The sequence below is a fragment of the Azospirillum sp. NS33 genome, assembly GCF_059703765.1.
In genome coordinates this window covers 97333-120742 of the sequence record NZ_BAAKJB010000002.1, presented here as the reverse complement: position 1 = coordinate 120742, position 23410 = coordinate 97333, and the positions used below count along the sequence as shown (strand labels likewise).

Sequence of the window (23410 nt, the reverse complement as noted above, 5' to 3'; positions counted from 1 at the left end):
CATGCCCCATGCTGCCCCAGATCCGCCGCCTTGCCCTGGCGGGCCTCCTCGCCCTCGCCCCGATCGCCGCCGGGCACGCCGCCGACCCGCCGGCCACCGCCTCGGCGCAGGTGAAGTCCGGCCTCTACGTGACCGCCAAGGAGGCCCGGGCGCTCCTCCAGGACGGGACCCCGGCGGTTCTGGTCGACGTTCGCGACCCGGTCGAGGCGATGTTCACCGGGTTCGCCGAGGGCACCGGCGTCCACGTGCCGTACATGATGGCCGACCGCACCACCCTGAACGCCGAGAAGGGCGTCTACGCCATGGCGGTCAACCCCGCCTTCGCCGACGAGGTGGAGGCCAGGCTGGCCGCCCTCGGCGCCGACCGCGCCACCACGGCGGTGATCGTCATGTGCCGGTCGGGCAGCACGCGCAGCGCCCCCGCGGCCGACCTCCTGCACGATCGGGGCTGGCTGCGCACCTACACGGTGGTCGACGGGTTCGAGGGGAGGACCCGCAAGGACGGGCCGAGCAAAGGCGTCCGCGATGTCGACGGATGGCGCAATTCCGGCCTGCCCTGGTCCTACCGGCTGCCGGCGCCGGTGGCCTACGTCGCGCATCCCTGACGGCGTCGCCGGGCCCGTGCGCGTTGCCAATGCGAATGGATTGCATTATCAGTGGTCCGGACTCCCGGACCCGGGCCGCCACCCCGGCGGGAGCGACGCCATGATCCGTCACAACCCCAGGGGCCGCGGCCATGTTCGACGCTGTCGCCGCCGTGCTGCAGGGTCCTTATGCGCATCTGCGCGGCTTGGTGCTGCCCCTCGACGGGGACGCGGACGGGGCCCTGCCGGTCGCCACGGTGGTGGCGCCGGGCAGCCTCGACGCGGCGCTGGCCCGCTTCTCCCGCCACTGCGGGGACGCCGACCGGCGGGCGGTCCGCTCCTTGTGGTCGCAATGGTATTTCGGACTGGTGATCCCGTCGGTCGCCGCCACGGCGCTGCGGCATGGCGCCCGTCGACCGATGGGCCTGGACGATCTCCGGCTGCGCCTCGCCGATAGCGGTGCTCCGGGCACCCTTCATCTGCCGCCCGCTGAGACCGGCGCCCTGCCGGACGACCCGGTGGCGCGGCTGGAGCCGCTGGTGCGCGAGCACCTCCAACCCTTCATCGCCGCCTTCTCTGCCGGCGCCGGCGTGACGCCGCGCCTGTTGTGGAGCAACGCGGCCATCCGGCTCGCCGGGGCCGTGACGGTGGCATGCCGGGACGCGGCGGAGTCGGACCGGGGGACGGGCCTGCTCGGCCGCCTGTTCGAGGCGCGGGCCTGGCCCGACGGGGCGCGCAACCCTCTCCACGGTTGCGTCCGGCGGGTGGGCGACGGCGCCACCCTTGTGCCCCGGGTGTGCTGCCTCGCCCAGCGCCTGCCGGGGCACGCGTGCTGCTCCGGGTGCCCGACGCCCCGCCCCGTTCCGCGGTGACGCCGCACGCCCCCTGGTCGACATTTGAGTCAAACGTGGTATGAGCGTCCTTAAGAGCGCACCGGACGGCGGCTTGTGCTAGAAGGGGGTATGCCGTTCGAGAATCAGACGGTCCGACGCCTCACGGGGAGCATCCCAGCGCTGGCCGTGGCGGTGGTGGGCGTGGTCCTGTCGCTGCTGGCCCACCACACCGTCGCCCACTTCGAGGAGCGGGAGCACAGCAGCCGTCTCGCCCGAACGGCCGACCTCTACGCCGGCCTGCTGCGCGACCAGTTCGCCCGGCGCGAGGCGGTGACCGGCGCGGTCGCCGGCATGTACAGCGCCAGCACCGTCATCAACCGCGGCAGCCTGCGCAACTACGCCGACCTCATCGCCTCGGACCAGGCGGGGATGGAGGCGCTGGCCTGGCTGCCCCGCACGACCCCGCCCCAGGCCGGGCGGGTGGCCGAGGCGCTGCACGCCTTCGACCCCGCCGTGGCCGGCATCCTGGCGCCGGGCGGCGGCCGCATCGACACCATGGAATTCGACCACGACCTCTACCCCATGGTCGCGGTCGAGCCGGCCACCGCCGCCGCCACGCTGATGGGGCTGGACGCCGCCTCGGTCTACGGGCTGCGGCCGGTGCTGGAGCGCTCCGGCGAGGACGACCACGTGGCGGCCAGCGGCCCGCTGCCCCTGGTCGACGGCAACGGCACGGCCGAGGTGGTCCTGGTGGCCCCCGTGCGCAGCGACCGCGCCGCGCTCCGCGGCTTCATCGCCACCGTCTTCCGCCTCGACGCCGTCGCCGCCGCGGCCTTCGCCCCCTACCCCACGCCCCTGTTCCACATCCGGCTGGCCGATCCGGCAGCCGGGGACGCGCCGGTGCTGTCGGTCGCCGCGGCCGTGCCGATGACCGGTGCTCCGATGACCGGTGCTCCGATGACCGGGGCGCCCGTCACCGCCCCGGCCGGGACACCCGAGGCGGACGCCGCCCCCGTCGCCCCGGCGGTGCGGCGGACCGTGGCGTGGGGCGGCCGTCCGTGGGAGCTGACCTTCGAGCCGACGGCCGCCGCCGTTCCCGACCCGGCCCGCGGCCAGGCCCTGTGGGCGCTGCTGTTCGGTCTGGCCGTGACCGCGTCAGCGGCCGGCTACCTGGTGCTGGTGGCGCGGGCCACCGGCCGGCTCCGGCGTGAGGTGGCGGCGCGGCGGGCGGCCGAGGCCCGGCTGCGCACCGCCAACGAACGCAAGGATCTCCTGCTCAAGGAGATCAACCATCGGGTCAAGAATTCGCTCCAGCTCGTCGCCAGCCTGTTCACCCTGCAGGGCCGCCGCATCGCCGACGCCGAGGCCAAGGAGGCCTTCGCCGAGGCGGTCGGCCGCATCCAGGCCGTGTCCCAGGTCCACGAGCGCCTGTACAAGACCGACGACGTCACCGCGATCGACGCCGCGTCCTACCTGCGCACCCTCTGCGCCGACCTCACGGCCACCAACCCCGACCATTCCTGCCACATCGACGCCCCGGCCCTGCGCCTGCCGACCGACGCCGCGGTATCGCTCGGCCTCATCGCCACCGAACTGGTCACCAACGCGGTGAAGCACGCCCGCGCCGACGCCGCGGCGCAGACCATCGACGTCGCCCTGCGGGCGGTGGCGCCCGGACTGCTGGAGCTCAGCGTGCGCGACTATGGGCAGGGCGTTCCCGACGGCTTCGACCCCCACCGTGCCGGGCGCAGCCTGGGCATGCGGGTGGTGGTGTCGCTGGCCCGCCAGCTGGGCGGCGACGTGGCGGTGGCGAACGTCGGTCCGGGGGCGCGCTGGACCGTGCGATTCCCCGACCCCGACCCGGTGCCCCACCCGCCGGGCACCCTACTGGACGCGGCCCGGGGTTCCGATGTAAGGGAAGGCACGGCCATGGCGACCGGCATGGACAAGGGAGCGACATGAGGATCCACAGCGTTTTCGGTGCGGCGGTGCTGGCGACCCTGGCCGTCGCGCCGGCGGCGGCGGCGGCCGCCCCGGCCACCGAACAGATGATCGAGCGGCCGGTGGCGCGCCTCCAGGGGCTCGACAAGATCACCGCGCGGACCACGACCTTCGACATCGCCGTCGGCGAGACGAAGCAGTTCGGTGGGCTGCGCGTCACCTTGCGCGCCTGCAAGGAGAACGCCCCCATCGACCCGCCGGAAGCGGCGGCCTTCCTGGAGGTCCAGGAAGCCCGTCCGGGCGAGGCGGCGGAAACCGTCTTCAGCGGCTGGATGTTCGCGTCCAGCCCGGCGCTGTCGGCGATGGAGAGCCCGGTCTACGACGTCTGGGTGCTGGCCTGCGGAGGGGCCGAGGACCCGGCCTGACCGTCGTCGCCGCCGCCCAGCAGCGCGGCGATGGCGGCGGCCTGGTCGACGGCGCCGAAGGCGGCCGGCCGGGCCAGCGCAGCGCGCAGGCGCCGCCGGTAGTCCGCGCGCGGGATCTCGATGGCGCCGAACTGGCCGAGGTGGCCGGTGACGAACTGGGTGTCGAGCAGGACGTAGCCGGCGGCGCGCAGGCGGGCCACCAGGTGGACGAGCGCCACCTTGCTGGCATCGGTGGCGCGGGAGAACATGCTCTCGCCGAAGAACGCGCCGCCCAGCGACACCCCGTAGAGGCCGCCGGCCAGCCGGCCGTCCTGCCAGGCCTCGACGCTGTGGGCGAAGCCCGCGGCGTGCAGATCCGCGTAGAGCCGGACGATGTCGGCGTTGATCCAGGTCTTCGGCCGCTCCGCCGTGGCCTCGGCGCAGGCGCGGATCACCGCCACGAAGGCGCTGTCGACGCGCATCTCGAAGACGCCGCGGCGCAGCGTGCGGCGCAGCCGACGCGGCACATGGAACCCGTCCAGCGGAAGGACGCCGCGCAGCTCCGGGTCGAACCAGTGCAGTTCGCTCGACTCCGCGCTCTCCGCCATGGGGAAGATGCCGGCGGCGTAGGCCCGCAGCAGGAGCTCTGCGTTCAGTTCGATCATGGGACGGCCACGGCGGTTGCGGACGCCGGCTCCGCACGGGCCTCCCGTGGAGCCGGTCCCGGGAGCATGGCGCGACAGGGGGCGCTGCCGCAAGCCACGGTTGCCCGGCGGCCGGCCCGGCGCCCCGGCCGGCCGCCGCTCAGGCCGCCCGCACCGTGCCGACGAAGCCCCGCATCTGCTCGCTGAGCTCGGCCGCCGTGCCCGACAGGGCACGCGCGCTCGACAGCACCCGGTCGGCCGCCGTTCCGCCGTCGGCGGCCGCCCGCGACACCTGGAGGATCGCCCCCGACACCTCCGAGGTGCCGGCCGACGCCTGCTGGACGTTGCGCGCGATGGCCTGGGTCGCACCGTTCTGCTCGTCCACCGCCGTGGCGATGGAGCCGGCGATGGTGCTGCTCTCGGCGATCACCCCCGTGATCTCCTTGATGGCCGCCACGGTGCGCCGGATCACCGCCTGGATCTCGTCGATCTGCACGGTGATGTCCTCGGTCGCCTTGGCGGTCTGGTTCGCCAGGTTCTTCACCTCCGACGCGACGACGGCGAAGCCCTTGCCGGCCTCGCCGGCGCGCGCCGCCTCGATCGTCGCGTTCAGCGCCAGAAGGTTGGTCTGCTGGGCGATGTCGTTGATCAGGTTGACCACCTCGCCGATCTTCTGCGCCGAGGTCACCAGACCCTCGGCGGTGCCCTGGGTGTCCTCGGCGCGGGCCACCGCGCGGCCGGAAATCTCGAGCGACTCCCGGACCCTGTCACCGATCTCACGGATCGACCCGGCCAGCGCGTCGCAGGCCCGCGCCACCGTCTCCACGTTGGCGGTGGCCTGGCTGGCCGAGGTGGCCACCGCACTGGCCTGGCCCCGGGTCTCGCCCATGCTGGCGCTGAGCGCCTGGGCCGTCTCCTCCAGCGCCCCCGCCGCCGCCGACACCTGACCGACGATGGCGCCGACGCTGCGCTCGAAGCCGTCGGCCAGCGCGTTCATGACACGCCGCTTCTCCGCCTCGGCGCGGTGCGCCGCGTCGGCCGCGTCGGCCTCCAACTGCCGGGAGCGGACCATGTTGTCCTTGAACACCCGCACCGCCCCGACGATCTCCCCGACCTCGTCGCGCCCCCTCACCGCCGGCAGCTCCGCGTCCAGGTTGCCCTGGGCCAGCGACAGCACCGCCGCGGTGAGCCGGCGCAGCGGCCGCACCGACGACAGCGACCACCATGCCAGCACCCCACCGACCGCCAGAGCCGCGGCGCACACCACGACCATCAGCCATTCGAAGCGCTCTGCCACCGCCCGGGTGTCACCGGCGATGGCTGTGTTCGCGGCCTCCTGGAAATCGATGAACGCGTTGATCCGCTTCAGCCATTCGACGAAGCCCGGGCGTGCCTCGTCGACCAGGAGCGCCTGCGCGGCGGCGGTGTCGCCGGCGCGGCGCAATTCGATCACCCGCGCGACACGGGGCTGGGTGAGCGCCTCGATCTCCTTGATCGCGGCGAGGATGCGGCGCTCCTCCGGCGCGATGTCGGTGCGCGCGGCGAACATGGCGTCCAGCGCCGCCCCGGCCTTGCGGTAGTTGGCCGCCAGCGCCTCGATCAGCGCCAGCTCCGCGGCCAGCGCGTCCGCATCCGACAGCAGGACCACGTCGCGCAGCGCGATCGCCCGGTCGTGAACGCTGCCCCGGAAATCGATGGCGTGGCGTTGCTTGACGGCGTTGACGTCGTTGATGGTGGTCAGGCTGGCGTTGATGCCCGCGACCTGGTTGGTCGCGACCGCCGTCATGGCGACCATCAGTGCCAGTGCTACCGCGAATCCGACCACCAGACGGGTGGCGATCGTCACGCTGCGCAACCGCTCCATTGCCCGCTCTCCTCGCATGGGATCACCCTGATGAACCGGACTGTAGTACGCAATTCAAGCGGCGCAAGGAACAAATTGCTGCCGGAGAAGCAATTCGCCCGGTCCGATAGTGGACCGGGCGAAGATGGCGGCATGCGGTTGGCGGCAGTGAACGAACAATCTATTTGCGCATACCCATAAGATGTTCCAGCCAATGGATGTCGTAGGCGCCGTCGATGAATTCCGGCTCGGCGATGATCCGCTGGTGCAGCGGCAAGGAGGTGTCGATTCCGCCGATCACATACTCGTCGAGGGCACGGCGCAACCGCATCATGCACTCGTTGCGCGACGCGCCGTGGGCCACCAGCTTGGCGATCAGGCTGTCGTAGTGGGACGGCACCCGGTAACCGTCGTACAGTGCCGAGTCCACCCGTATGCCGAGCCCGCCCGGCGCATGGTAGCCGTCGATCCGGCCGGGCGACGGCATGAAGGTCTCGGGGTTCTCCGCGTTCACCCGGCACTCGATCGCGTGCCCCTGAAAGCGGATGTCGGCCTGGGTGTAGCCCAGCGGCGCGCCCGTGGAGACGCGGATCTGCTCGCGCACCAGGTCGATGCCGGTGATCATCTCGCTGATCGTGTGCTCGACCTGCAGGCGGGTGTTCATCTCGATGAAGTAGAACTGCCCGTCCTCGAACAGGAACTCCATCGTGCCGACGCCGCGGTAGCCGATTCCGCGGGTGGTGCGGGCGGCGAGCTCGCCGATGAAATCGCGCTGGGCCGCGTTGAGCGCCGGCGACGGCGCCTCCTCGATGACCTTCTGGTGGCGGCGCTGGACCGAACAGTCACGCTCACCGAAATGGACGGCGTTGCCATGGAGGTCGGCGAGAAGCTGGATCTCGATGTGGCGCGGCCGGCCGAGATACTTCTCGAGGTAGACCTCGTCGTTGCCGAAGGCCGCCCGCGCCTCGCCACGCGCCAGCTGGTAGGCCTCTTGGAGCTGCTCGGGGTTGCGCGCGACCTTCATGCCCTTGCCGCCGCCGCCGGCCGCCGCCTTGATGAGCACGGGGTAGCCGACATCGCGGGCGATCGCCTGCGCGTCCTCCAGCGACACCACCGGCCCGTCGGACCCGGGGACCACCGGCAGGCCGAGGTCGCTCACCGTCCGCTTGGCCGTGACCTTGTCGCCCATGATGCGGATGTGCTCGGGCGTCGGGCCGATGAAGCAGAAACCGTGCTCCTCCACCATCTCGGCAAACTGGGCGTTCTCGGACAGGAAGCCGATCCCGGGATGGATGGCGTCCGCCCCCGTGATGGTCGCCGCCGACAGGATGGCGGGGATGTTGAGATAGCTGTCGCGGGCCGACGGGGGGCCGATGCACACGCTCTCGTCGGCGAGGCGCACGTGCATGGCGTCGGCGTCGGCGGTGGAATGCACCGCCACGGTCTGGATGCCCATCTCGCGGCAGGCGCGGTGGATGCGCAGCGCGATCTCACCACGGTTCGCGATCAGGACCTTTTCGAACATCGCCAACGGGCTGCCCCTCTCACTCGACGATCATCAGGACTTCGCCGAACTCGACCGGCTGCGCATCGGCGACGTGGATCTCCGTCACCGTACCGGCGCGCGGCGCCTTGATCGGGTTCATCACCTTCATCGCCTCGATGATCAGAAGGGTCTGGCCCGCCTTGACGGTGTCGCCGACCCGCACGAACGGCGGGGTTCCCGGCTCGGCCGCCACATAGGCGGTGCCGACCATCGGCGAGGTCACGGCACCGGGGTTGGGAGCCGCCGCCGCCTTGGGTGCCGCCGCGACCGCGGGCGGCGCAGGGAGCGGAGCCGCGGGGGCCGCCATCGCGGTCACCGCACCGGCGCGGGTGACGCGGATGCGCTTTTCGCCCTCGGCGAACTCGATCTCGCTGAGGCCCGTCTCGCGCAACAGGTCCGCGAGTTTGCGAATCAGGTCGCCGTCGATGTCGAAGCTCGCCATGTGTCCTGGAATCCTGTCGTTTCTCAGTTGCGGTCGAGGATCTGCGCCATGGCGTCGAGCGCCATGCGGTATCCGTGCGGACCGAACCCACAGAGCACACCGACCGCCACCCCCGAAATGTAGGAATGATGGCGGAAGGCTTCCCGCTTGAAGATGTTCGAGAGATGCACCTCGATCACCGGCCGCTCCGCCGCGGTCAGCGCGTCGAGGATGGCGACGGAGGTGTGGGTGTACGCCCCGGCGTTCAGGATGATGCCGTCATGATCGGTGCGCGCCGCCTGGATCCAGGAGACGAGCTCGCCCTCGTGATTCGACTGCCGGAAATCCACCGAAAGGCCCAGCGTCTCGGCGTGTTCCTGGCACAGCGCCTCCAGGTCGTCCAGCGTCGTCGCGCCGTAGATGTGCGGTTCACGCACGCCCAGCATGTTGAGATTCGGTCCGTTGAGGACCAGGATCGACGCATCGGTCGCCACGGGCCGGCACCCTCGCATTTCCGGGATCAAGTCGCGCGTTTATAGCACGCTGCGGTGGGAGGGCAAGGCCGCGGGCGGGCGCTTTCCACTTTCATTCGCACCACCGCGGCGCCTCCCGGCCGGGGCGGGGCGTACGCCCCGCCGGCCGGGAAACACCGCCGCTCCGGTGGTCACGGCTCGGCCTTCGCCAGGCGCTCCAGCGCCGCGTCGCTGAGCGCCCGCAGGGCGCGCTCGGCGTCGACCCGCACCTGGGCCAGCCGAATCCAGGGCTCGGCCGCCTCGGCACCGGGGCCGGCAATGGTCTTCAGGGTCCGCACCGCGTCGTCGATCCGGCCGAGGGTGAAGCTCTTCGCCGCCTCGGTGACGACGGCGCGCGCCTCCTCGCCGGGGGCGGGCATCGACGGCTGGACCCAGCCGAACCAGGAGGTGACCTGCGAGCTCATGGAGGACACGGTCCGCATGTACCAGGCCGGCCCCGATGCTTCCTCCGCGTCGATGATCTTCTGGGCCGCCAGGTTGAACTCGCGCCGCAGCAGGGTGAGGGTGGGGCCGCCGCGCGACGCCAGCTGCTGCAGCGTGTCGATCGCCCCGGTGAGCTCCGTGTTGTTGCCGGCCAGGGCCCGGACCGCCGCGACCTCGCCGGTGAAGCTCTCGCCGTCCTCCAGGGCCTGGCGGATGCGGCTCGACAGGGCCAGCAGCGCCGATGCCGTGCCGCCGTTGACGCGGGCGAGGTGGTCCTCGATGGCGCCGGTGCGAGTCGCCAGGGCGACCAGGTCCCCGGCCGTGGTCCGCACCGCACCGCCGGTCGTCTCCAGCTCGCCGCGCGCGGCCACGAGGTCCTTTTCGGCCGCCTCCAGCCGGCCGGCGAGGTCGCCGGCCCCCGTCTCGAGCGCGGCGAGTCGAACGGCCAGCGCCTCGTCGGCCGCCCGCCCCTCCTCGGCCGCGGCCTGGATCGCCGCACCGTTGGCGTCCGCCGCCGCGACGGTGCCCTGCAGCGCCGCGGCCATGTCGGTGAGCTGGCTTTCCACCGCGGCGATGCGGCTGCCGATGTCGCCGGCGGTGGCGCTCAGCATCTCCACCACCCCGGACAGGCTCACCGCCTGTGTGGCGGCCTCGTCGGCCTTGGCGGCGGCGGCGGCGGCAAGCCCGGCCGCGGCATCGGACGACGCCGACGACGCGCCCGCCGTCGTCGTCGCCGCGGCGGCGGCGACGACCGCCGCATCCGCCTTCGCGGCGGCGGCGTCCGCGCGCCCCCCGGCGTCGGACGCGGTGGCCGCCGCGGCGATGGCGGCGTCCTGCGCCGCGGTGACCCGCGGCGTCAAATCGCCCACCGCCCCCTCCGTGGCGGTCAACCGCTCGCCGATCGCGCCGTCGGCAGCCTCCAGGCGCTCCGAGCGCCCGTCGACCTGGGCCAGCCGGGATTCGAGCGCCCCCAGCGCCTGGGACAGCGTGGCCACCTGGCCCTCGGCCTCCCGCAGGGCCGCCTCCAGGGTGCCGAAGCGCTCGTTGTCGCCGGCCGCCGTGACGAATCGCTCCAGCGTCTCGGGCGGCACGGGCTGCCCTCCCGGGGCGGCCTCCAGCACCTGGGCAAGCGCACCCAGGCGCTGGTCGAAGGTGTCGAGATCCAGTTGCACCTGGCCCGGCGGCCGGGTGTCGGCGGTGCCGGTGATCACGGCGATGAACGCATGGTCGCCGAACTGCTGGCGGAGCGTCTCGGCCAGCAGCGGGCGCAGGCTCGGCGCGGCGATGGAGGCCCCCGCCGCCAGCATGGCCACCAGCGCCGCCAGCAGCGCCAGACCGCCGCCCCGCGCCTTCGGCGGCGGCGCGGCCGGTGGCGCCGGCCGGGCGATCGCGGGCGGGTCGGCGGCCACCCCGTGGGGGGGCCGCGGGGCGCCCATGCCGCCCGGCGCGTCCGACGCGAAGGGCGATGGCACCGGACCGCCCGGCCCGGTGCCGCCCGGCCCGGTGCCGCCCGGACCGCCGGGAGGGGCGATGATGAAGTCCGGGAACCCCTTGGCGGGTTCCTCGGGCCGGCCCACGGATCCGCCCTCGCTGTCTTTCCGGTTCGGATCAGTCATCGTTCCTGCCTCCTCGCGCGTCGCCGGCGTACCGCCCACCATCGTTCACTTTGTAACCGAAGCGGCGCCGCGGTTCACTCCGCCGCCGGTGCACCCGTGCCCGCCGCCGAGTCCAGCGGTCCGTCGGCCGGCCGACGCCGCCCGGCGGGATCCGTGTACAGGTCGTTCAGCCGCTGCACGTGCGCGGCCACCGCCTGGCGGATGCCGAAGACACGCTTGCGGGCCCGCGCGCCCCATCCCGCCGGGGTCTTGCGGAACAGCGGCCGGAACAGGCCGGTGTTCTTCAAGAAGGCGTTGCGCGGGTTGAGGTCGGCCTCGCCCATGCGATCGGGCAGCCCAGCGGCGATGCGCCGGGCCACGGCCCGGCGCAACCACACGTGACCGGCCAGGAAGATCCCGGCCACCGCCAGCACCGCGACCAGCAACCGCACCGGCAGCCCGGAGGCCCAGTCCGGCTGCTCCTCGACCAGCCAGGTTCCGAGCGCCGGAAGCGCCTCCGCACCGGCGAGGTAGACGACGCCCCCCGCCAGCAGGGCCAGCACCGCCGCCCACACCGCGTCGCCGATCAGCACGCCGCGGCGCCAGCGGGCCATCGCCGCCTGGATGAACGGCACCAGCTCCCCCTCGACCTCCTTGGTCAGCGCGTCGAGGATGCCGACGATGCGGTAGCCACGACCGATCTCGACCTCGGAGATGCGGCCATAGATCTCCGCGAGGTCGGCGTCCGCCTTGGCTTCGTAGCGGGCCCGGCGCGCCTCGTCCTCGATCGTCCCCGCCGACGCGCGGTCGTAGGTGCCGTAGAAGCGGCCGCTCACCAGCCCGGCCTGGGCGACGGCACGCTGCCACGCCCCGAACACGGCCTCGGCGTTGTCCTCCTTGGCCGTCGTGTCGATCTGGTTAAGGATGTAGAGGAACTTGCGGGCGTCGGCACGCCGCACCGTCTTGGACACCAGCAGGCGCAGCGTGTCCTGCATGGCCCCCGGCTCGGGGTGCCGGGCGTCGAAGAACACCAGCACGAGGTCGGACAGGTCGATGATGTGATCGACCAGCCGCAGCACCGACCGGCGCTGGTCGTCGGCATCGAAGCCGGGTGAGTCGATGATGATCTTGCCGCGGACCCGCTCGCTCATCAGCGTTTTGAGCTGGAGGTAGCTGTCGATCCGCTTGCCCTCGCCGGCCGCCACCTTCTCCACCTCGTCGGAGATCCGGTAGAAGGGGAAGCGCGGATCGGCGTTCAGGGCGGTTCCGGGCAGCGCCTCGTGCTTGGTGTCGGCGCCGTAGCAGATGACGGTGAACTTGTCGTCGACCGCCTGGTTGCCGGTGCCTTGCAGGGGATGGCGCAGGTAGCTGTTGATGAACGTCGACTTGCCAGCCGAAAAGGTGCCGAGGATGGCGATCATCGGCCACCACGGAATGCGCGTCGCCAGCGATTCCTCGCGCGTCAGGAGACCCAAGCCATGGAGCAGCCGGTCGAACTCCCGATAGGTCGGAATGACCGGCAGGAGGTTCGGGTTTTCCGTCTTGAGATGCGCTTCCAGGCCGGATAGGCGGTGCTGCAGTGCTTGCCTCGGGGTCATACGGACCTACGCGTCCTCTTGGTTGCGCCCTTGCGTGCGACCGGCCGCGCGGCCGGGCCTACGATTTAGCACGGCCGGCCTGCCCGCGCCGGGGAAATCTGCTGTGACGACGGCGCCGCCGCGGTGTGCGGACGGTGGCCCCGCCACGCCCGGCGGCGCCGGAGGACACCCGTTCCCCCGGCGCCCCGGGCAATGCCGCCCCCCGGCCGGCCCGGGCACAAAGCCCGCCGGCCGGCGAGGAGCGCGCCCGACCGGGGTGGCGCGAACGGGAGGCGTGGGTGGTGGCGTGTCAGTTGGTGGCGGGCGGCAGCACCGCGGCGACGCGGCGTCCCACCTGGGCGGTGGCCTCGTCGGCCGCGAGACGGGCCCGCGCATCGGCCAGCCAGGGCGCCGCGGCCTCCGCGGCCGGCCCCGTCAGCAGCGACACGAGGTCCGCGGCGGCGGCCAGTTCCCCGCGGTCCAGCATGGTGCCGGCGCGCGCCACCAGGGCCGGTGTGCTCTGGGCGTCCGCCGGGGTCTGGGCCACCGGCAGGCGCAGCACTCCGGCCACCCCGGTCATCCAGCCCATCATGCGGCGGCCGAGGCCGCTGGTCCCGCCGTCGGCGAGGTCGGCGCCGACGATGTCGGGCACCATCCAGGCGAATCGCTCGGACAGATCGGACCGTGTCGGGATGCCCGACGCGGCGTGCGACGCCAGCGGCTCGAGCGCCTTCGCGGTCGCCTCGTCGGCGATTCCGGACACCTTGACCGCGGCCAGCTCCGCGGCGAACGGACCCGACCCGGCCAGCGCGCTGCGCAACTGGTTGGCGGCCACCGCCCCTGCCACCTGGGCGGCCGGCAGCGCGGCGAACTTCTCGTCGATCGCGCCCACCGAGGCCTCGATCTTGGCGATGCGGTCGCTGAGAGAGGCGTCGGCCGACGCGGTCACACCCAGAGACTTCTCCAGAGCGCCCACCCGGGCCTGGATCACGTCCACCTGAACCGATTTGGCCAGGAAGTCCGGCGACCACAGCGGCGCGGTGACCGCGACCCCGGCCCCCAGGATCGCCAGGAGCGCCGCCGCCACGGCGACCGCCCCGGCGCCGCCGCCGGACGACGGGGCGGCGGGGGGAACGGGGGCCGCACCAACGGGCATGGCGGCGGGCATGGCGGCAGGGCGCGCGTCGGGTTCGGCCGCGGAGCTGGCCATCGAGATCTCGGAGGAGGTCATGTCGGGCTGGGCCTTCTGTTCGATGGGCGGTTGGACCGCCGCCGCCACCGCGTCCGGGACGGCCGGGGTGGCCGCCGCCGCGCCGGAATCCGGCGAGTCGGAGGGGGAGGCGGTGGTCGGTGTGTCGGTGGAGACGGCCGCGGGCTCGACCGCAGCGTCGACCGCGGGGTCCTCGGCCGGGAGGTCGGCCGGATCCAGGGCGGGCGCGCCGGTCGCGGCCGCGGGGGGCTCGGCACCGTCGGTTTCGAGGGGCGCCGGGGGGGGCGCCGGGGGGGCCGCCTCGACCGGCGCCGTGGCGGCCTCGTCCGACACCGGCGCCGCGGCGGCGTCGGTGGCCGGCGGGAAGGCGGCGTCGAGATCGGCGCCGTCGACGGCCAGGCCCAGGCGATCCGCCGCCGCCCGCACCTCGGCCTCCCGCGAGGCCGGGATCGAGGCTCGCTTCTTCCATCCCTGCACGGTGCTGACCGGAACGCCGAGCTTGTCGGCCATCGGGCGGATGCCGCCGAAGCGCTCGATCACCCGCTCCACCGCGGCGGCGGCCGGGCTGGCGGCGCCGGCGGTGCCGTCCGTCTGATCCTGATCGGTATGGGCGGTCATGGGTCACCTGTTCGGTCTGTTTGCACAAGGGCCGTATGATGACGAGCACGACCCGACCGCCGCTCCGCCACCCGGCGTGCTCCAGCGACGCCCCGCGCCGCAGGGCGCGACGGGGGTGTCACCGGCGCTCGCCGCGCCGTACCGACCGCGTCGGTCGCCATGGCGATCCGGGCGCGGGCATCGGATGGGGACAGGTGTACCGTACGGGCATGAAGTGTAACAGCGCACCCGTCCCTAGGGGAGAGGAAAATACATGCAAACACCGATGTTTCGGCCCGACATTCCAATACACGTGACGGTCCGCGATGACGGGGCCTGAGATCAATATCACAGGGAGCAACCGCCTCCGGCCTCGCGCATACACCCCTGTTCACGTATCCTCGGCACCATGGGTGCGGAGGGGCCGGGGATCGCCACGCCGTGGTTGAGTTCGCGCCGTTGCCTCTGTATTTGTCGCGCCGAGGCCAGAGGCGCTGTTCACACCTCACTACGGAGCGGACCGATGAGCGAGACCGAGAATCTGACCACCACCGGCCCGACGGACACCTCCGCCACCGCGGCCAGCCCGGCGGCCACCCCGGCGCCCGCGCCGCAGCCCGCACCGCGCAGCGGCGGCGGCGCCGGCACCGTGGTGGTGTCGCTGCTGTTCGCCGTGGTGGTGAGCGCCGCGACCGTCGCCACCGCGCCGCAGTGGTCGCCGGAGGTGTTCCGAGCGCTGGGCGTGCCCGACCCCATCGCCGCCCCGTTCCAGCGGCTCGACGCCGCCGACGCCAAGTTGGCGGAGTCGTTGGGCGCACTGGAGGCCCGGGTTGCCGCCATGGGCAGCAAGCTCGACGGTCTGGCCGGTGCCACCGACGGCGAGGTGACCGCGGGCGCCGACCTCCGCTCGGCCGCCCTGGCGCTGGCGGTGGGCGAACTGCGCACGGCGCTGCGCCGTCCCGCCCCCTTCGACGTCGAGCTGGCGACCCTGCGCGCCATCGCCGGCGGTGACGCCGAGGTCGAGGCGATCGTCGCCGGCTTCGCCGACCGGGCCACCGGGGGAATTCCCGTGCACAGCCAGCTCCGTGAGCAATTCCCCCAGGCCGCCGCGGCCATCGTCGCGCCGTCACCGGCGGCCGGCGATGTCGCCCGCGAGGCGAACTGGTACGCGCCGTGGCAATCGGTGGTCAGCCAGCTCCGCTACCTCGTGCGCCTCGACACGCCGCCGGTCGACAGCGCCTTCGCGACGGTGCAGCGGGCCCGCGCCCGGCTGATCGCCGACGACCTCCCCGGCGCCGTCGACGAGCTGTCGTTGCTGCCGGTGGCCGACGGACCGGCCAAGGAGTGGTTCGAGGCCGCCACCGCCCGCGTCGCCGCCGACCGCGGCGCCAACGCGCTGACGACCCTCGCCCTCGCCCGGATGACGGCGAAGTAAGCAAGCCGCCCGATCGCGCAACGGCAAAAGAGCCGCCGGACGCCCCGGCGGCTCTTTTGTCCGTGTCTTCTCTTGCTGGTCTTGCTGCGATCTCCCGGGCGGGACCGCCCGTCAGTCGGCGTCGACCCGGGTGAACCAGCGCCGGCTGCGCAGCCAGCCGCTGCGGCGGGGCTTCCAGCCATTGGCCAGCATGATCTTCTTCACGCGTTTGCGGGCCTCGTCCTCGCTCAAGCCGTTGGCACAGAACTTTCGCAGGAACGCGACGCTGTCGGTGAACTCCCGCTTGTCGATCTTGCCGTCTTCGGCGAATCCATCAAGAATGTCGCGGATGCGCTTCTCGGCTTCGGTTTCAAAGACGTAGCCGGAATCCTGAGCCACGCCCAGCATGATCTGCCGGCCGTCGTCGAGACCGATCTCAAACCGCATCACGCCGTCTTCGAGGATCTTCTTTTCGGTGTCTCGGGCGATGAATCGGTTGTCGAGCGCCTGCACCTTCACGTACTCGGCGAACCGTTTCCTCACCTCGTCAGGAACCGCCATAACTGCCCTCGATCGAATTACCGCAACCGCGGTCTTGCTATACCCCGAAAGCCTGCTGCGTCGCGAGCGATAAGTTTGGGGCCGTGGCGCAGGCTTTGCCGTGATAGGCACGCATCCCGGCGGTGTCAAGGCACGGCGTATGCCCCGTCGTACGCAGCCGGCGTATGCACGCCGGCCCATGGTTGTCTCCGCACATACACCCCCCCCCTTTGCTCCCGCCACGGAGCAACCGGCGGAGACGCCTTCTCCCAATGCGCGTTGGCGCGGCGGCGCCCGCGGACGCATCTGCAAGGGCAGGCATGCACCAAGGCAAGGGGAACGGCATGGCCCATCGGCTCTGCGCAGCTTTCGTCATCGCGACCGGCGTGGCCCTGGCGGCGCCCCCGGCCCGCGCCGCGGCGTCGGAGGACCGCTTCGAGGCGTTCAATCGGACGATGTTCGCCTTCAACGGCGCCGTCCAGGACGCGCTCCTCGTTCCCGCCGCCGATGCCTACCGGAGCCTGGTGCCGGCGGCGGTGCGGCGGTCCGTGGCCAACGCCTTCGCCAACCTGCGCGAGCCGGTCACCGCCGTGAACAGCGGCTTCCAGGGCGACGGCGCCAACGCCGCGGCGGCGGCGGCCCGCTTCGTCATCAACAGCACCGTCGGGGTGCTCGGCCTGTTCGACGCGGCGACCGGGATGGGCGTGACCAGCCGCCCGGAGGATCTCGGCCAGACCCTGTGCGCCCACGGCGTTCCCGAGGGCGGCTATCTGGTGCTGCCGCTCGCCGGCCCGACGACCCTGCGCGATCTCGCGGGATCGGCGATCACCCTGGCCGCCGGGGCGTCGCTGTTCGGCGACGGCTATCTCGGATTCGTGGCCGCCGACCGCTCCCTGGAGTCGGCGGACGCCATCGCCGCCGTGCGCCGCGAGGAGCAGTTCGCCCTCGACCCCTACGTGTGGCAGAGGAGCGCCTACCGGCAGCTTCGCCATGCACGCTGCCAGGCCGGAGCCGAGGCGCCGTTCGCCATCGCCGGGGACGGCGACGTCGGCGCGCCGGTGATGCCCTGACGCCGCTCCCCGGCGCGGCCCCCCCCCGAGGGGCCGCCCCCCGCCCTGCGCCGGCGGTGCCGCCCGCTCAGATCGCCGGATCGTAGGTGATGCGGCTGACCCGGGAGCTGCCGGGCCCGACCTCGTGGGTGCCGAACCACCAGCTGCCGATCAGCCCGCCGGCGATGGCACCGATCACCGTTCCGCGCCCGGCCAGGACGTCCATGGCCAGCGCGCCGGCAATGATGCCGACGCCGACCGCCAGCGCATGGTCCGGCGACAGGCCGAAGATGCTGGGCGGGTCGGCCTCGATCGGGGCCTGGACCGGAGCGGGCGCCTGCTGCGCCTGGACGGCGACGGGGGCGATGGCCAGGGCGCCGGCGACGGCAAGGGCAAGAACGCTGCGCATGATTGGGTCTCCCGTGTTCGTTGGCGCGTCCGATCCTAGCACGTGCACGTGAAACCGCCATGTCCTCACCGCCATGCCCTCGCTGGCGCTCGCGGAGTCGCCGGGCGCCCGCCGCCGCTCACAGGCGGGTGGCGCCATCGGGCGCGGGCGGCGCTCCGGGTGGCGCTCCGGGGGACGCGCCGGGAGGGGGCGGCGGGGCGGGCTTGTCGAGGCGCCGGATGATGATGTCGCCGTCGGGCGTCACTTCAGGCGGGGCATAGGAGGGGAGCTGGTTGATCCATCCTTGCAGGGCCTGAAGCAGCAGGTCGAGGGCCCGCCGCGCCTTATCGCCGGGGGAGTCGTCGCCGGGCGGCGCGCCGACGGGGGGCCCGCCGTGCCCGTCGGTCCCGGGCGCCACGGCGGGCGGTGCCGGCGGCGGCCCCCCGGGTTCCACGGCGCCGGTCGGCGCCGCCGTCGTCAGCAGGATGCCGATGGTCAGGATGGACAGCGTGCGCATGGTCGCCTCCTTCTCGCGATTCCCTTGCAACAGCCGGTGAAACAGCCGGGCACGGCGTCCGATCCCCACCCACGCCGCCCCCGGCACCGGCCACCGGCGCGAGCCCCCCGTCCACCGACCCTACATCAAAGTAGAACCGGCGCGCAGCTTTGGGCGCGCGGCGGCTCTGCTTGCGTTCCCTTGACCGGTGCTTGCGCCCGGCCCCGGCCACGGGACGATCGCGGCGCGTTCTCCACGGAAACCTTGACGGCCCGGCGCCTGGCGCGGCGCCGGTTGCCCGCCCCCGCGCCCCTGGCCGTCCGGCCCCAGGCAAGAGCCCGCCGACCGTTTCCCTTTGGTTGGTCAATGAATTGTTATAGATTTTCCTTGCTTGCGCGCAAAGGCTGTGCCAATAATCATCGGGATAAATGATAATCGTCCTGATTGTGGTTCAAGCATTGGGGATGCGCAGTCGATGAGCGACTCATCCGTGCGGAAGCGGGGACGGCGCGGATCGCCGGAATCTTGGTCTGTCGATGCCCATGTGGGGCAGCGGGTCCGCATGCGCCGCACGCTCCAGGGCATGAGTCAGGAGAAACTCGGCGAAGCCATCGGCCTGACCTTTCAGCAGGTGCAGAAGTACGAGCGCGGCTCCAACCGGATTTCAGCCGGAACTCTCTATCGCCTGAGCCAGGTTCTGGACGTCCCCGTCAGCTTCTTCTTCGACTGCTACGACGATCCCCGCGCCCCCGCCACCGGCGGCGCGGTCGAGCCGGCGGTCACCGCGCACAACGGAGAGATCAGCCGGCGCGAGGCCCGTCTGCTGCGCCTGTGGCGGTCGGCGCCGCCGGCCGTGGCCGACGAGATGCTGGCCCTTCTCTCCGCCCTCTCGCCGGATGGCCGCGAGGGCGCCGAAGGCGCGGGCGGCGGCGGCGAGGTCGCCGACGATCTGGTTCCCACCTTCCCCACCCGCGCCTCCGGCCGCCGCGCCGACGGGTCCGGCAAGCCCGCCGCCAAGAGTCAGCGCGACGCCGGCAAGCCACGCCGCCGCCATGGCGCCGTCTGGGACCCGGCCGACATCTACCGCGCGTCGAAGTCCCCCGCCGCCAGCGAGTGACGCCGCGGCGGCCGGGCGCCGGCCGGGCCGGTCAGGAGCGGGCCGGTCAGTAGCGCAGGATGGCCGCCACCGTGGCCTCGGGCGGGAGGTCCGCCTTGGCCACCGCGTGCACCGTCCCACCATGCAGCAGCGTGTCCGCGGTCGCCTTCTCCAGCAGATCGACGACGTCGCCGTCCGGCGCCCCGACCGCCGTGACGACCCGCCCCGCGGCCTCGTCGTAGCGCCCCCACATCCGGCTCCCCTCCTTCGCCAGCAGAAGCGTGGCGACGCGCCCTTCCACGCCGACCCGCACCACCTCCTCCGGCCGTGTGACGGCGCGGCCGCGCTCCCCGGCATCGGCCGCCACCGCGCGGTACCGCTCGAGCGCATCCTGCCGGTCGCGGTCGAACAACGGCTCGACCAGGCGGTACGCGCGGCGGTGGATCTCGCCGAGGTCCAGGGCATCGGGGTTCACCTCGATCCCCCCCTCCAGCAGGGCCGGACCGCTCATCGCCTTGCGGACGTGGCCCTGGACCTCGGCGTCGCCCACCAGCACCAGGGGCCCCTTGAAGCCGGTGGCGTCGAGGTGGCGCTGCACGGCGCCGGCCAGCCGGCGCAGATACTCCACCTGGTGGGCCTGCCGCAGCGCCTCGGGCGATTCGCCGAAATTGTGGGTCTTGACGGAGTTGACGGCGACGTTGCGGCGGTCGTGGTGGCGCATGTGGCCGGGGGAGTTGACGATGTTCTTGTCGTAGTCGGACTCCGCGTCGACGGCGGCGGCACCGGCGGGCAGGTCCGCCGCCTCCTCGCACACACCGTGGCGGGTCGCCGTGTAGAGGCGCGCACCGTCGGCGGTGGCGGCCAGGATCATGAAGCTGCCATCGGCCGCCAGCAGAGGCAGCAGCGGCCGGACCGACAACGCGGTCGAGACCACCACCTCCTCCGGCAGGCCCATGGGGACGCGGTGCGCCTCGAACAGGTCGCGGGCCACGAACAGGGCCAGCCCGTCGTTCTGGTGGCGCCAGAAGGCGGCGTCGTCCAGCAGCCGGGCGGCCGGGGCGAGCAACGCCTCCGCATCGGGCCGCCGCACGCCCCGCTCGATCAGGCGTTGCACGGCATCCCCCAGCAGGTTCTTCAGGCGGATCGTGTCCTGGCGCGTCTCACGGCCCGCCGCGTGGGTGGGAAGGAACACCGACACCGCCGGGGCGGCGTCGACGGCGACCAGGCGGCCGAGGTCGTTCTTGGTGAACATGGGCATTCCCGTTGATCTGCGTGGGACCTGCCGCCTGCAACCGGCCGGCTTTCCTTTTGGTTCCGCCACCCAGACCGACGCGGTACGCCGATCGGCGGAGCGCTCGGGAGATTCCCGTTGCCCCACGCCCCCCGGCGCGGCAGGATCGAGCCCCGGGTGCATCCAGCGCCTTCCGGAGAACGACGGCTTGAGCCCGCGATGACCGACCGCCTCGACCTGCGCCTCTCCAACGACTTGGCGGAGATCCCGCGCCTCGCCGACGCGCTCGACGCGTTCTTCGAGGCGAACGCCCTGCCCGCGGCGCTGGCGTTCAATTTCAATCTGGCGTTGGACGAGCTGCTGACGAACGTGATTTCCTACGCGTTCCCGGCCGGCGGTCCGCACGAGATCATGGTCCGCGTGGCGCTCGACGGCGGCGTCGTCACCGCCGAGCTCAGCGACGACGGCCGGGCCTTCGATCCGCTCACCGAGGCCCGGCCGCCGGTGCTCGAGGGCGACATCGACGACCGCCCGATCGGCGGCCTCGGCATCCATTTCGTGAAAACCATGATGGACAGCGTGCGCTACGAGCGCCGCGGCGGGCGCAACCACCTGACCCTGACCAAGCGGGCGCACCAGGACCAGGCGGTGCCGGACTAGCCGGCGCCCGGGGGGGCCGCCCGCGGCTGGGGGCGGCCCGTGAGCGGTGACGAACCTACCAGGTCCGCACGGGGCCCACGTCGACGTGGACGAAACCGGAGCGCGGGTAGACCCCGACGCCGCCCGCCTTCATGGCCTTGGCCTCCTTGGCCAGCCCGCTGAGGCTGCGCCCGGGAAGCGCCAGGTCAACGGCCATCGCCTTGGTGTGGTAGCTTTCCTTCGCCACCCCGCGGGAGCGGCGGCGCGCCAGCGCGTTGGTGCGGCGCGACCGGTAGCCGCAGATCACCTTGAACGGCTCGTCGGTCCCCATGCGGCGGTGCAGGTCGGACATCACGGTGAGCAGCCGCGGGTCCATCCGGGTGACCAGGCCGGCCCGATGGTCCCGCAGGAAATGGTCGAGGCGCCGCAGGACGTCCTGCCGATAGGCCCCGTCGGCCCAGAACACGCCGTCAAAGTGTTCGCCGGTGTTGATGTTGTGCAACACCAGCCGCCGCTTCGACGGCACGGCCATTGCGGCGTCCGCCGGACTGGCCGAGAATAGCACCGGTGACGCCACGGCCCCCGCCGCGGCAAGGCCAACCATCAGGAATCGGCGACGCCCCATGGCCGGATCGACAAGATCCCCCCCCGCAAAGCTCATTCCCTTTCCCCTCTTTGTCCGATTGACCGAAGGATTTCCAAGAAAAGGCCTTTTGCCTTGCGTCCCTTCGCCGGGACGTCTTATGACCGTCGATCATGCGCATGGGAAGACACACTCTGACCGAACACCTATCCGTATAGGCGAGGGCATAGGCGGCGATCAACCCATTTTTGTCAAAAATGAAACCGAAGCGGAGGCAGGGCATAGGCCCGGACCGAAAGGGGTGGGGCATGCCGTGCAATGGTGCGAAGTGACGCCTGTCACATCGCAACCGCCATCTTCGACGTATATGTTTGAGAGAGCACGCCCCCGTGCCCAGTGCCGAGTGAGGACCCGATCATGACGCCGACTTCGTCGACGACCCGCTGGAGCCGCATCGCCAAGGCCTGCCTTGTGGTGCTTGCGCTGTCGGCCGCGGCCGCCACCCGGCCGGCGGCCGCCGAGACCTTCCGCGACGCCCTGGACGCCGCGGCGACGCGCCTCGAGCAGCGCGCCGCGGAACTGGAGGTCCTGGCCGTGCCGGCGTCCGTCCATGTCGGCCCCGGGCCGCTGCTGCGCAAGGGCGTGGTCGGCGAACGGGTGGCCCGCCTGTCGGGCCGGCTGGCGGATCTCGGCTATCTGCCGCCCGGCACCGCGACCGACGTCTTCGACGACACCCTGGACCTCGCGGTGCGGACCTTCCAGCTCGCCCAGGGCCTGAAGGCCGACGGGCTGGTCGGTGGGGCGACCCGGGCGGTGCTGGACCGCACCCCGCGCGAGGCGGCGCTGATGATGCGCCAGAGCGCGTCGGGCATGCGCGCCTTCCGCCAGACGGCGCCCGACAGCGTGCTGATCGTCAACCTGCCGAGCCAGACCGTGACCCTGGTGCGCAACGGCCGGTTCGAGCTGACCATGCGCGCCGTCGTCGGCCGTCCCTCGCGCGAGACGCCGCTGCTGGAGGACCGCATCACCCACGTCGTGGTGAACCCGACCTGGACCGTGCCGCCGACCATCCTCAAGCAGGACAAGCTGCCGAACCTGCGCCGCACCGGCAGCACCGGCATCACCGACGCCACCGTCTATCTGGACGGCGAGGCCGTGGTGCCGGAGACGGTGGACTGGACCGAGGTGTCGCCGCGCCGCGTGCGCATCGTCCAGGCGCCGGGCGACCACAACGCCCTGGGCCGCTTCCGCTTCAACCTGACGAACCCGCTCAACATCTATCTGCACGGCACCAACGAGCCGCGGCTGTTCGACCGCGACGTGCGCACCGTCAGTTCGGGCTGCGTGCGGCTGGAGGACGCCCGGCTGCTGGCCGAGCTGCTGCTGGCCGAGGTCGACGTGACGCCGGCGCGCATCGACCGCTACATGGCGCGCGGCGAGCCGATCTGGCTCAAGGTCAACCCGATCGACGTCCGCTTCGTCTATTGGACCGCGACGGTGGACGCCGCCGGCGAGGTGCGCCTGCACCCCGACGTCTACGACATGGTGGATGAGATCGCGGCCGCCACGCCGACGGTCGATCTGGCTCCGCCGCCGGCGTCCTTCCCGTCCACGCTGCCCGGCCCGGCCGGCGCCGGCATCCCCGATCACACGCCGGCGCCCGCGCTGCCAGCCGCCCTGCCGGAACCGGCGTCGCTGACCGCCCCGCCGGCCCCTCTGGACACCGCGCAGCGCCCGTCCTGACTCACGCCTCTCCCTGACTCACGCCTCTCGCGGGCGACGAGCGGCCCGCCCCCCCCTCCTCCGTGAGGGGGAGGCGGCCC

At 72.6% G+C, this 23410-nt stretch carries 22 protein-coding genes; 9 read left to right on the top strand and 13 right to left on the bottom strand.

Annotated elements, in window-relative coordinates; all coding sequences use genetic code 11:
• Positions 1 to 8 precede the first annotated feature (8 nt).
• The 4 genes from AC6H2I_RS03190 to AC6H2I_RS03175 all read left to right on the top strand — a co-directional run bounded on the left by AC6H2I_RS03190 (position 9) and on the right by AC6H2I_RS03175 (position 3783).
• On the top strand, positions 9 to 605 hold the full coding sequence (locus tag AC6H2I_RS03190; RefSeq protein WP_497499124.1) for a rhodanese-like domain-containing protein: 597 nt from the start codon (positions 9 to 11) through the stop codon (positions 603 to 605).
• A 131-nt stretch (positions 606 to 736) separates the two neighbouring features.
• Complete coding sequence (gene fhuF / locus AC6H2I_RS03185) at positions 737 to 1456, top strand: siderophore-iron reductase FhuF (protein WP_497499123.1); 720 nt, start codon at positions 737 to 739, stop codon at positions 1454 to 1456.
• Between the two features lie 90 nt (positions 1457 to 1546).
• Positions 1547 to 3379, top strand: a complete 1833-nt coding sequence (locus tag AC6H2I_RS03180) for a sensor histidine kinase (protein ID WP_497499122.1) — start codon at positions 1547 to 1549, stop codon at positions 3377 to 3379.
• Positions 3376 to 3783 (top strand): DUF2155 domain-containing protein, encoded by a 408-nt coding sequence (locus tag AC6H2I_RS03175; protein WP_497499121.1) that lies wholly within the window; start codon positions 3376 to 3378, stop codon positions 3781 to 3783. The genes AC6H2I_RS03180 and AC6H2I_RS03175 overlap by 4 nt, the downstream gene beginning before the upstream one ends.
• Here the strand turns inward: AC6H2I_RS03175 and aat are convergent.
• The 8 genes from aat to AC6H2I_RS03135 form a co-directional block, all read right to left on the bottom strand.
• Positions 3735 to 4427 carry a leucyl/phenylalanyl-tRNA--protein transferase gene (aat, locus tag AC6H2I_RS03170; protein WP_497499120.1) on the bottom strand — a complete coding sequence of 231 codons (693 nt, stop codon included), beginning with the start codon at positions 4425 to 4427 and terminating at the stop codon, positions 3735 to 3737. The genes AC6H2I_RS03175 and aat overlap by 49 nt on opposite strands.
• 139 nt (positions 4428 to 4566) lie before the next feature.
• The gene (locus AC6H2I_RS03165) at positions 4567 to 6270 is read right to left on the bottom strand and encodes a methyl-accepting chemotaxis protein (protein WP_497499119.1); all 1704 of its coding nucleotides are present in this window, start codon (positions 6268 to 6270) and stop codon (positions 4567 to 4569) included.
• Positions 6271 to 6430: 160 nt separating this feature from the next.
• Positions 6431 to 7774 (bottom strand): acetyl-CoA carboxylase biotin carboxylase subunit, encoded by a 1344-nt coding sequence (gene accC, locus AC6H2I_RS03160; RefSeq protein ID WP_497499272.1) that lies wholly within the window; start codon positions 7772 to 7774, stop codon positions 6431 to 6433.
• A 19-nt stretch (positions 7775 to 7793) separates the two neighbouring features.
• Positions 7794 to 8237 carry an acetyl-CoA carboxylase biotin carboxyl carrier protein gene (gene accB / locus AC6H2I_RS03155; RefSeq protein ID WP_497499118.1) on the bottom strand — a complete coding sequence of 148 codons (444 nt, stop codon included), beginning with the start codon at positions 8235 to 8237 and terminating at the stop codon, positions 7794 to 7796.
• A gap of 23 nt (positions 8238 to 8260) precedes the next feature.
• Positions 8261 to 8728 carry a type II 3-dehydroquinate dehydratase gene (aroQ, locus tag AC6H2I_RS03150; RefSeq protein ID WP_497499117.1) on the bottom strand — a complete coding sequence of 156 codons (468 nt, stop codon included), beginning with the start codon at positions 8726 to 8728 and terminating at the stop codon, positions 8261 to 8263.
• A 152-nt stretch (positions 8729 to 8880) separates the two neighbouring features.
• Positions 8881 to 10788 (bottom strand): hypothetical protein, encoded by a 1908-nt coding sequence (locus tag AC6H2I_RS03145; protein ID WP_497499116.1) that lies wholly within the window; start codon positions 10786 to 10788, stop codon positions 8881 to 8883.
• A 74-nt stretch (positions 10789 to 10862) separates the two neighbouring features.
• Positions 10863 to 12365 (bottom strand): dynamin family protein, encoded by a 1503-nt coding sequence (locus AC6H2I_RS03140; protein ID WP_497499115.1) that lies wholly within the window; start codon positions 12363 to 12365, stop codon positions 10863 to 10865.
• A 289-nt stretch (positions 12366 to 12654) separates the two neighbouring features.
• Positions 12655 to 14172: a carph-isopro domain-containing protein gene (locus AC6H2I_RS03135; RefSeq protein ID WP_497499114.1), complete on the bottom strand. Its 1518-nt coding sequence runs from the start codon at positions 14170 to 14172 to the stop codon at positions 12655 to 12657.
• A gap of 502 nt (positions 14173 to 14674) precedes the next feature.
• Between AC6H2I_RS03135 and AC6H2I_RS03130 the strand changes: the two genes are divergently transcribed.
• A complete protein-coding gene (locus tag AC6H2I_RS03130; protein WP_497499113.1) occupies positions 14675 to 15586 on the top strand; it encodes a COG4223 family protein in 912 nt (303 codons plus the stop codon).
• Between the two features lie 111 nt (positions 15587 to 15697).
• Here AC6H2I_RS03130 and AC6H2I_RS03125 read toward each other — a convergent pair whose 3' ends face one another.
• Positions 15698 to 16126, bottom strand: a complete 429-nt coding sequence (locus tag AC6H2I_RS03125; protein WP_497499112.1) for a hypothetical protein — start codon at positions 16124 to 16126, stop codon at positions 15698 to 15700.
• A gap of 323 nt (positions 16127 to 16449) precedes the next feature.
• On the opposite strand from AC6H2I_RS03125, the gene AC6H2I_RS03120 reads away from it, so the two are divergent.
• Positions 16450 to 17175 carry an MlaA family lipoprotein gene (locus tag AC6H2I_RS03120; protein WP_497499111.1) on the top strand — a complete coding sequence of 242 codons (726 nt, stop codon included), beginning with the start codon at positions 16450 to 16452 and terminating at the stop codon, positions 17173 to 17175.
• Between the two features lie 67 nt (positions 17176 to 17242).
• Here AC6H2I_RS03120 and AC6H2I_RS03115 read toward each other — a convergent pair whose 3' ends face one another.
• The gene (locus AC6H2I_RS03115; RefSeq protein ID WP_497499110.1) at positions 17243 to 17563 is read right to left on the bottom strand and encodes a hypothetical protein; all 321 of its coding nucleotides are present in this window, start codon (positions 17561 to 17563) and stop codon (positions 17243 to 17245) included.
• A 118-nt stretch (positions 17564 to 17681) separates the two neighbouring features.
• Positions 17682 to 18059 (bottom strand): hypothetical protein, encoded by a 378-nt coding sequence (locus AC6H2I_RS03110; RefSeq protein ID WP_497499109.1) that lies wholly within the window; start codon positions 18057 to 18059, stop codon positions 17682 to 17684.
• Between the two features lie 541 nt (positions 18060 to 18600).
• Between AC6H2I_RS03110 and AC6H2I_RS03105 the strand changes: the two genes are divergently transcribed.
• The gene (locus AC6H2I_RS03105; RefSeq protein WP_497499108.1) at positions 18601 to 19155 is read left to right on the top strand and encodes a helix-turn-helix domain-containing protein; all 555 of its coding nucleotides are present in this window, start codon (positions 18601 to 18603) and stop codon (positions 19153 to 19155) included.
• Between the two features lie 46 nt (positions 19156 to 19201).
• On the opposite strand, the gene AC6H2I_RS03100 is transcribed toward AC6H2I_RS03105, so the two are convergent.
• The gene (locus tag AC6H2I_RS03100) at positions 19202 to 20386 is read right to left on the bottom strand and encodes a baeRF3 domain-containing protein (protein WP_497499107.1); all 1185 of its coding nucleotides are present in this window, start codon (positions 20384 to 20386) and stop codon (positions 19202 to 19204) included.
• Between the two features lie 198 nt (positions 20387 to 20584).
• On the opposite strand from AC6H2I_RS03100, the gene AC6H2I_RS03095 reads away from it, so the two are divergent.
• Positions 20585 to 21025, top strand: a complete 441-nt coding sequence (locus AC6H2I_RS03095) for an ATP-binding protein (protein WP_497499106.1) — start codon at positions 20585 to 20587, stop codon at positions 21023 to 21025.
• Positions 21026 to 21080: 55 nt separating this feature from the next.
• Here AC6H2I_RS03095 and mepK read toward each other — a convergent pair whose 3' ends face one another.
• Positions 21081 to 21629, bottom strand: a complete 549-nt coding sequence (mepK, locus tag AC6H2I_RS03090; protein WP_497499105.1) for a peptidoglycan L,D-endopeptidase MepK — start codon at positions 21627 to 21629, stop codon at positions 21081 to 21083.
• A 375-nt stretch (positions 21630 to 22004) separates the two neighbouring features.
• On the opposite strand from mepK, the gene AC6H2I_RS03085 reads away from it, so the two are divergent.
• Complete coding sequence (locus tag AC6H2I_RS03085) at positions 22005 to 23330, top strand: L,D-transpeptidase family protein (protein ID WP_497499104.1); 1326 nt, start codon at positions 22005 to 22007, stop codon at positions 23328 to 23330.
• Positions 23331 to 23410: the final 80 nt, after the last annotated feature.

Coding starts and splice junctions, on each gene's coding strand:
- AC6H2I_RS03190 (WP_497499124.1), top strand. CDS start 9: ATGCTGCCCCAGATCCGCCGCCTTGCCCTGGCGGGCCTCCTCGCCCTC.
- fhuF (WP_497499123.1), top strand. CDS start 737: ATGTTCGACGCTGTCGCCGCCGTGCTGCAGGGTCCTTATGCGCATCTG.
- AC6H2I_RS03180 (WP_497499122.1), top strand. CDS start 1,547: ATGCCGTTCGAGAATCAGACGGTCCGACGCCTCACGGGGAGCATCCCA.
- AC6H2I_RS03175 (WP_497499121.1), top strand. CDS start 3,376: ATGAGGATCCACAGCGTTTTCGGTGCGGCGGTGCTGGCGACCCTGGCC.
- aat (WP_497499120.1), bottom strand. CDS start 4,427: ATGATCGAACTGAACGCAGAGCTCCTGCTGCGGGCCTACGCCGCCGGC.
- AC6H2I_RS03165 (WP_497499119.1), bottom strand. CDS start 6,270: ATGGAGCGGTTGCGCAGCGTGACGATCGCCACCCGTCTGGTGGTCGGA.
- accC (WP_497499272.1), bottom strand. CDS start 7,774: ATGTTCGAAAAGGTCCTGATCGCGAACCGTGGTGAGATCGCGCTGCGC.
- accB (WP_497499118.1), bottom strand. CDS start 8,237: ATGGCGAGCTTCGACATCGACGGCGACCTGATTCGCAAACTCGCGGAC.
- aroQ (WP_497499117.1), bottom strand. CDS start 8,728: ATGCGAGGGTGCCGGCCCGTGGCGACCGATGCGTCGATCCTGGTCCTC.
- AC6H2I_RS03145 (WP_497499116.1), bottom strand. CDS start 10,788: ATGACTGATCCGAACCGGAAAGACAGCGAGGGCGGATCCGTGGGCCGG.
- AC6H2I_RS03140 (WP_497499115.1), bottom strand. CDS start 12,365: ATGACCCCGAGGCAAGCACTGCAGCACCGCCTATCCGGCCTGGAAGCG.
- AC6H2I_RS03135 (WP_497499114.1), bottom strand. CDS start 14,172: ATGACCGCCCATACCGATCAGGATCAGACGGACGGCACCGCCGGCGCC.
- AC6H2I_RS03130 (WP_497499113.1), top strand. CDS start 14,675: ATGAGCGAGACCGAGAATCTGACCACCACCGGCCCGACGGACACCTCC.
- AC6H2I_RS03125 (WP_497499112.1), bottom strand. CDS start 16,126: ATGGCGGTTCCTGACGAGGTGAGGAAACGGTTCGCCGAGTACGTGAAG.
- AC6H2I_RS03120 (WP_497499111.1), top strand. CDS start 16,450: ATGGCCCATCGGCTCTGCGCAGCTTTCGTCATCGCGACCGGCGTGGCC.
- AC6H2I_RS03115 (WP_497499110.1), bottom strand. CDS start 17,563: ATGCGCAGCGTTCTTGCCCTTGCCGTCGCCGGCGCCCTGGCCATCGCC.
- AC6H2I_RS03110 (WP_497499109.1), bottom strand. CDS start 18,059: ATGCGCACGCTGTCCATCCTGACCATCGGCATCCTGCTGACGACGGCG.
- AC6H2I_RS03105 (WP_497499108.1), top strand. CDS start 18,601: ATGCGCCGCACGCTCCAGGGCATGAGTCAGGAGAAACTCGGCGAAGCC.
- AC6H2I_RS03100 (WP_497499107.1), bottom strand. CDS start 20,386: ATGTTCACCAAGAACGACCTCGGCCGCCTGGTCGCCGTCGACGCCGCC.
- AC6H2I_RS03095 (WP_497499106.1), top strand. CDS start 20,585: ATGACCGACCGCCTCGACCTGCGCCTCTCCAACGACTTGGCGGAGATC.
- mepK (WP_497499105.1), bottom strand. CDS start 21,629: ATGGGGCGTCGCCGATTCCTGATGGTTGGCCTTGCCGCGGCGGGGGCC.
- AC6H2I_RS03085 (WP_497499104.1), top strand. CDS start 22,005: ATGACGCCGACTTCGTCGACGACCCGCTGGAGCCGCATCGCCAAGGCC.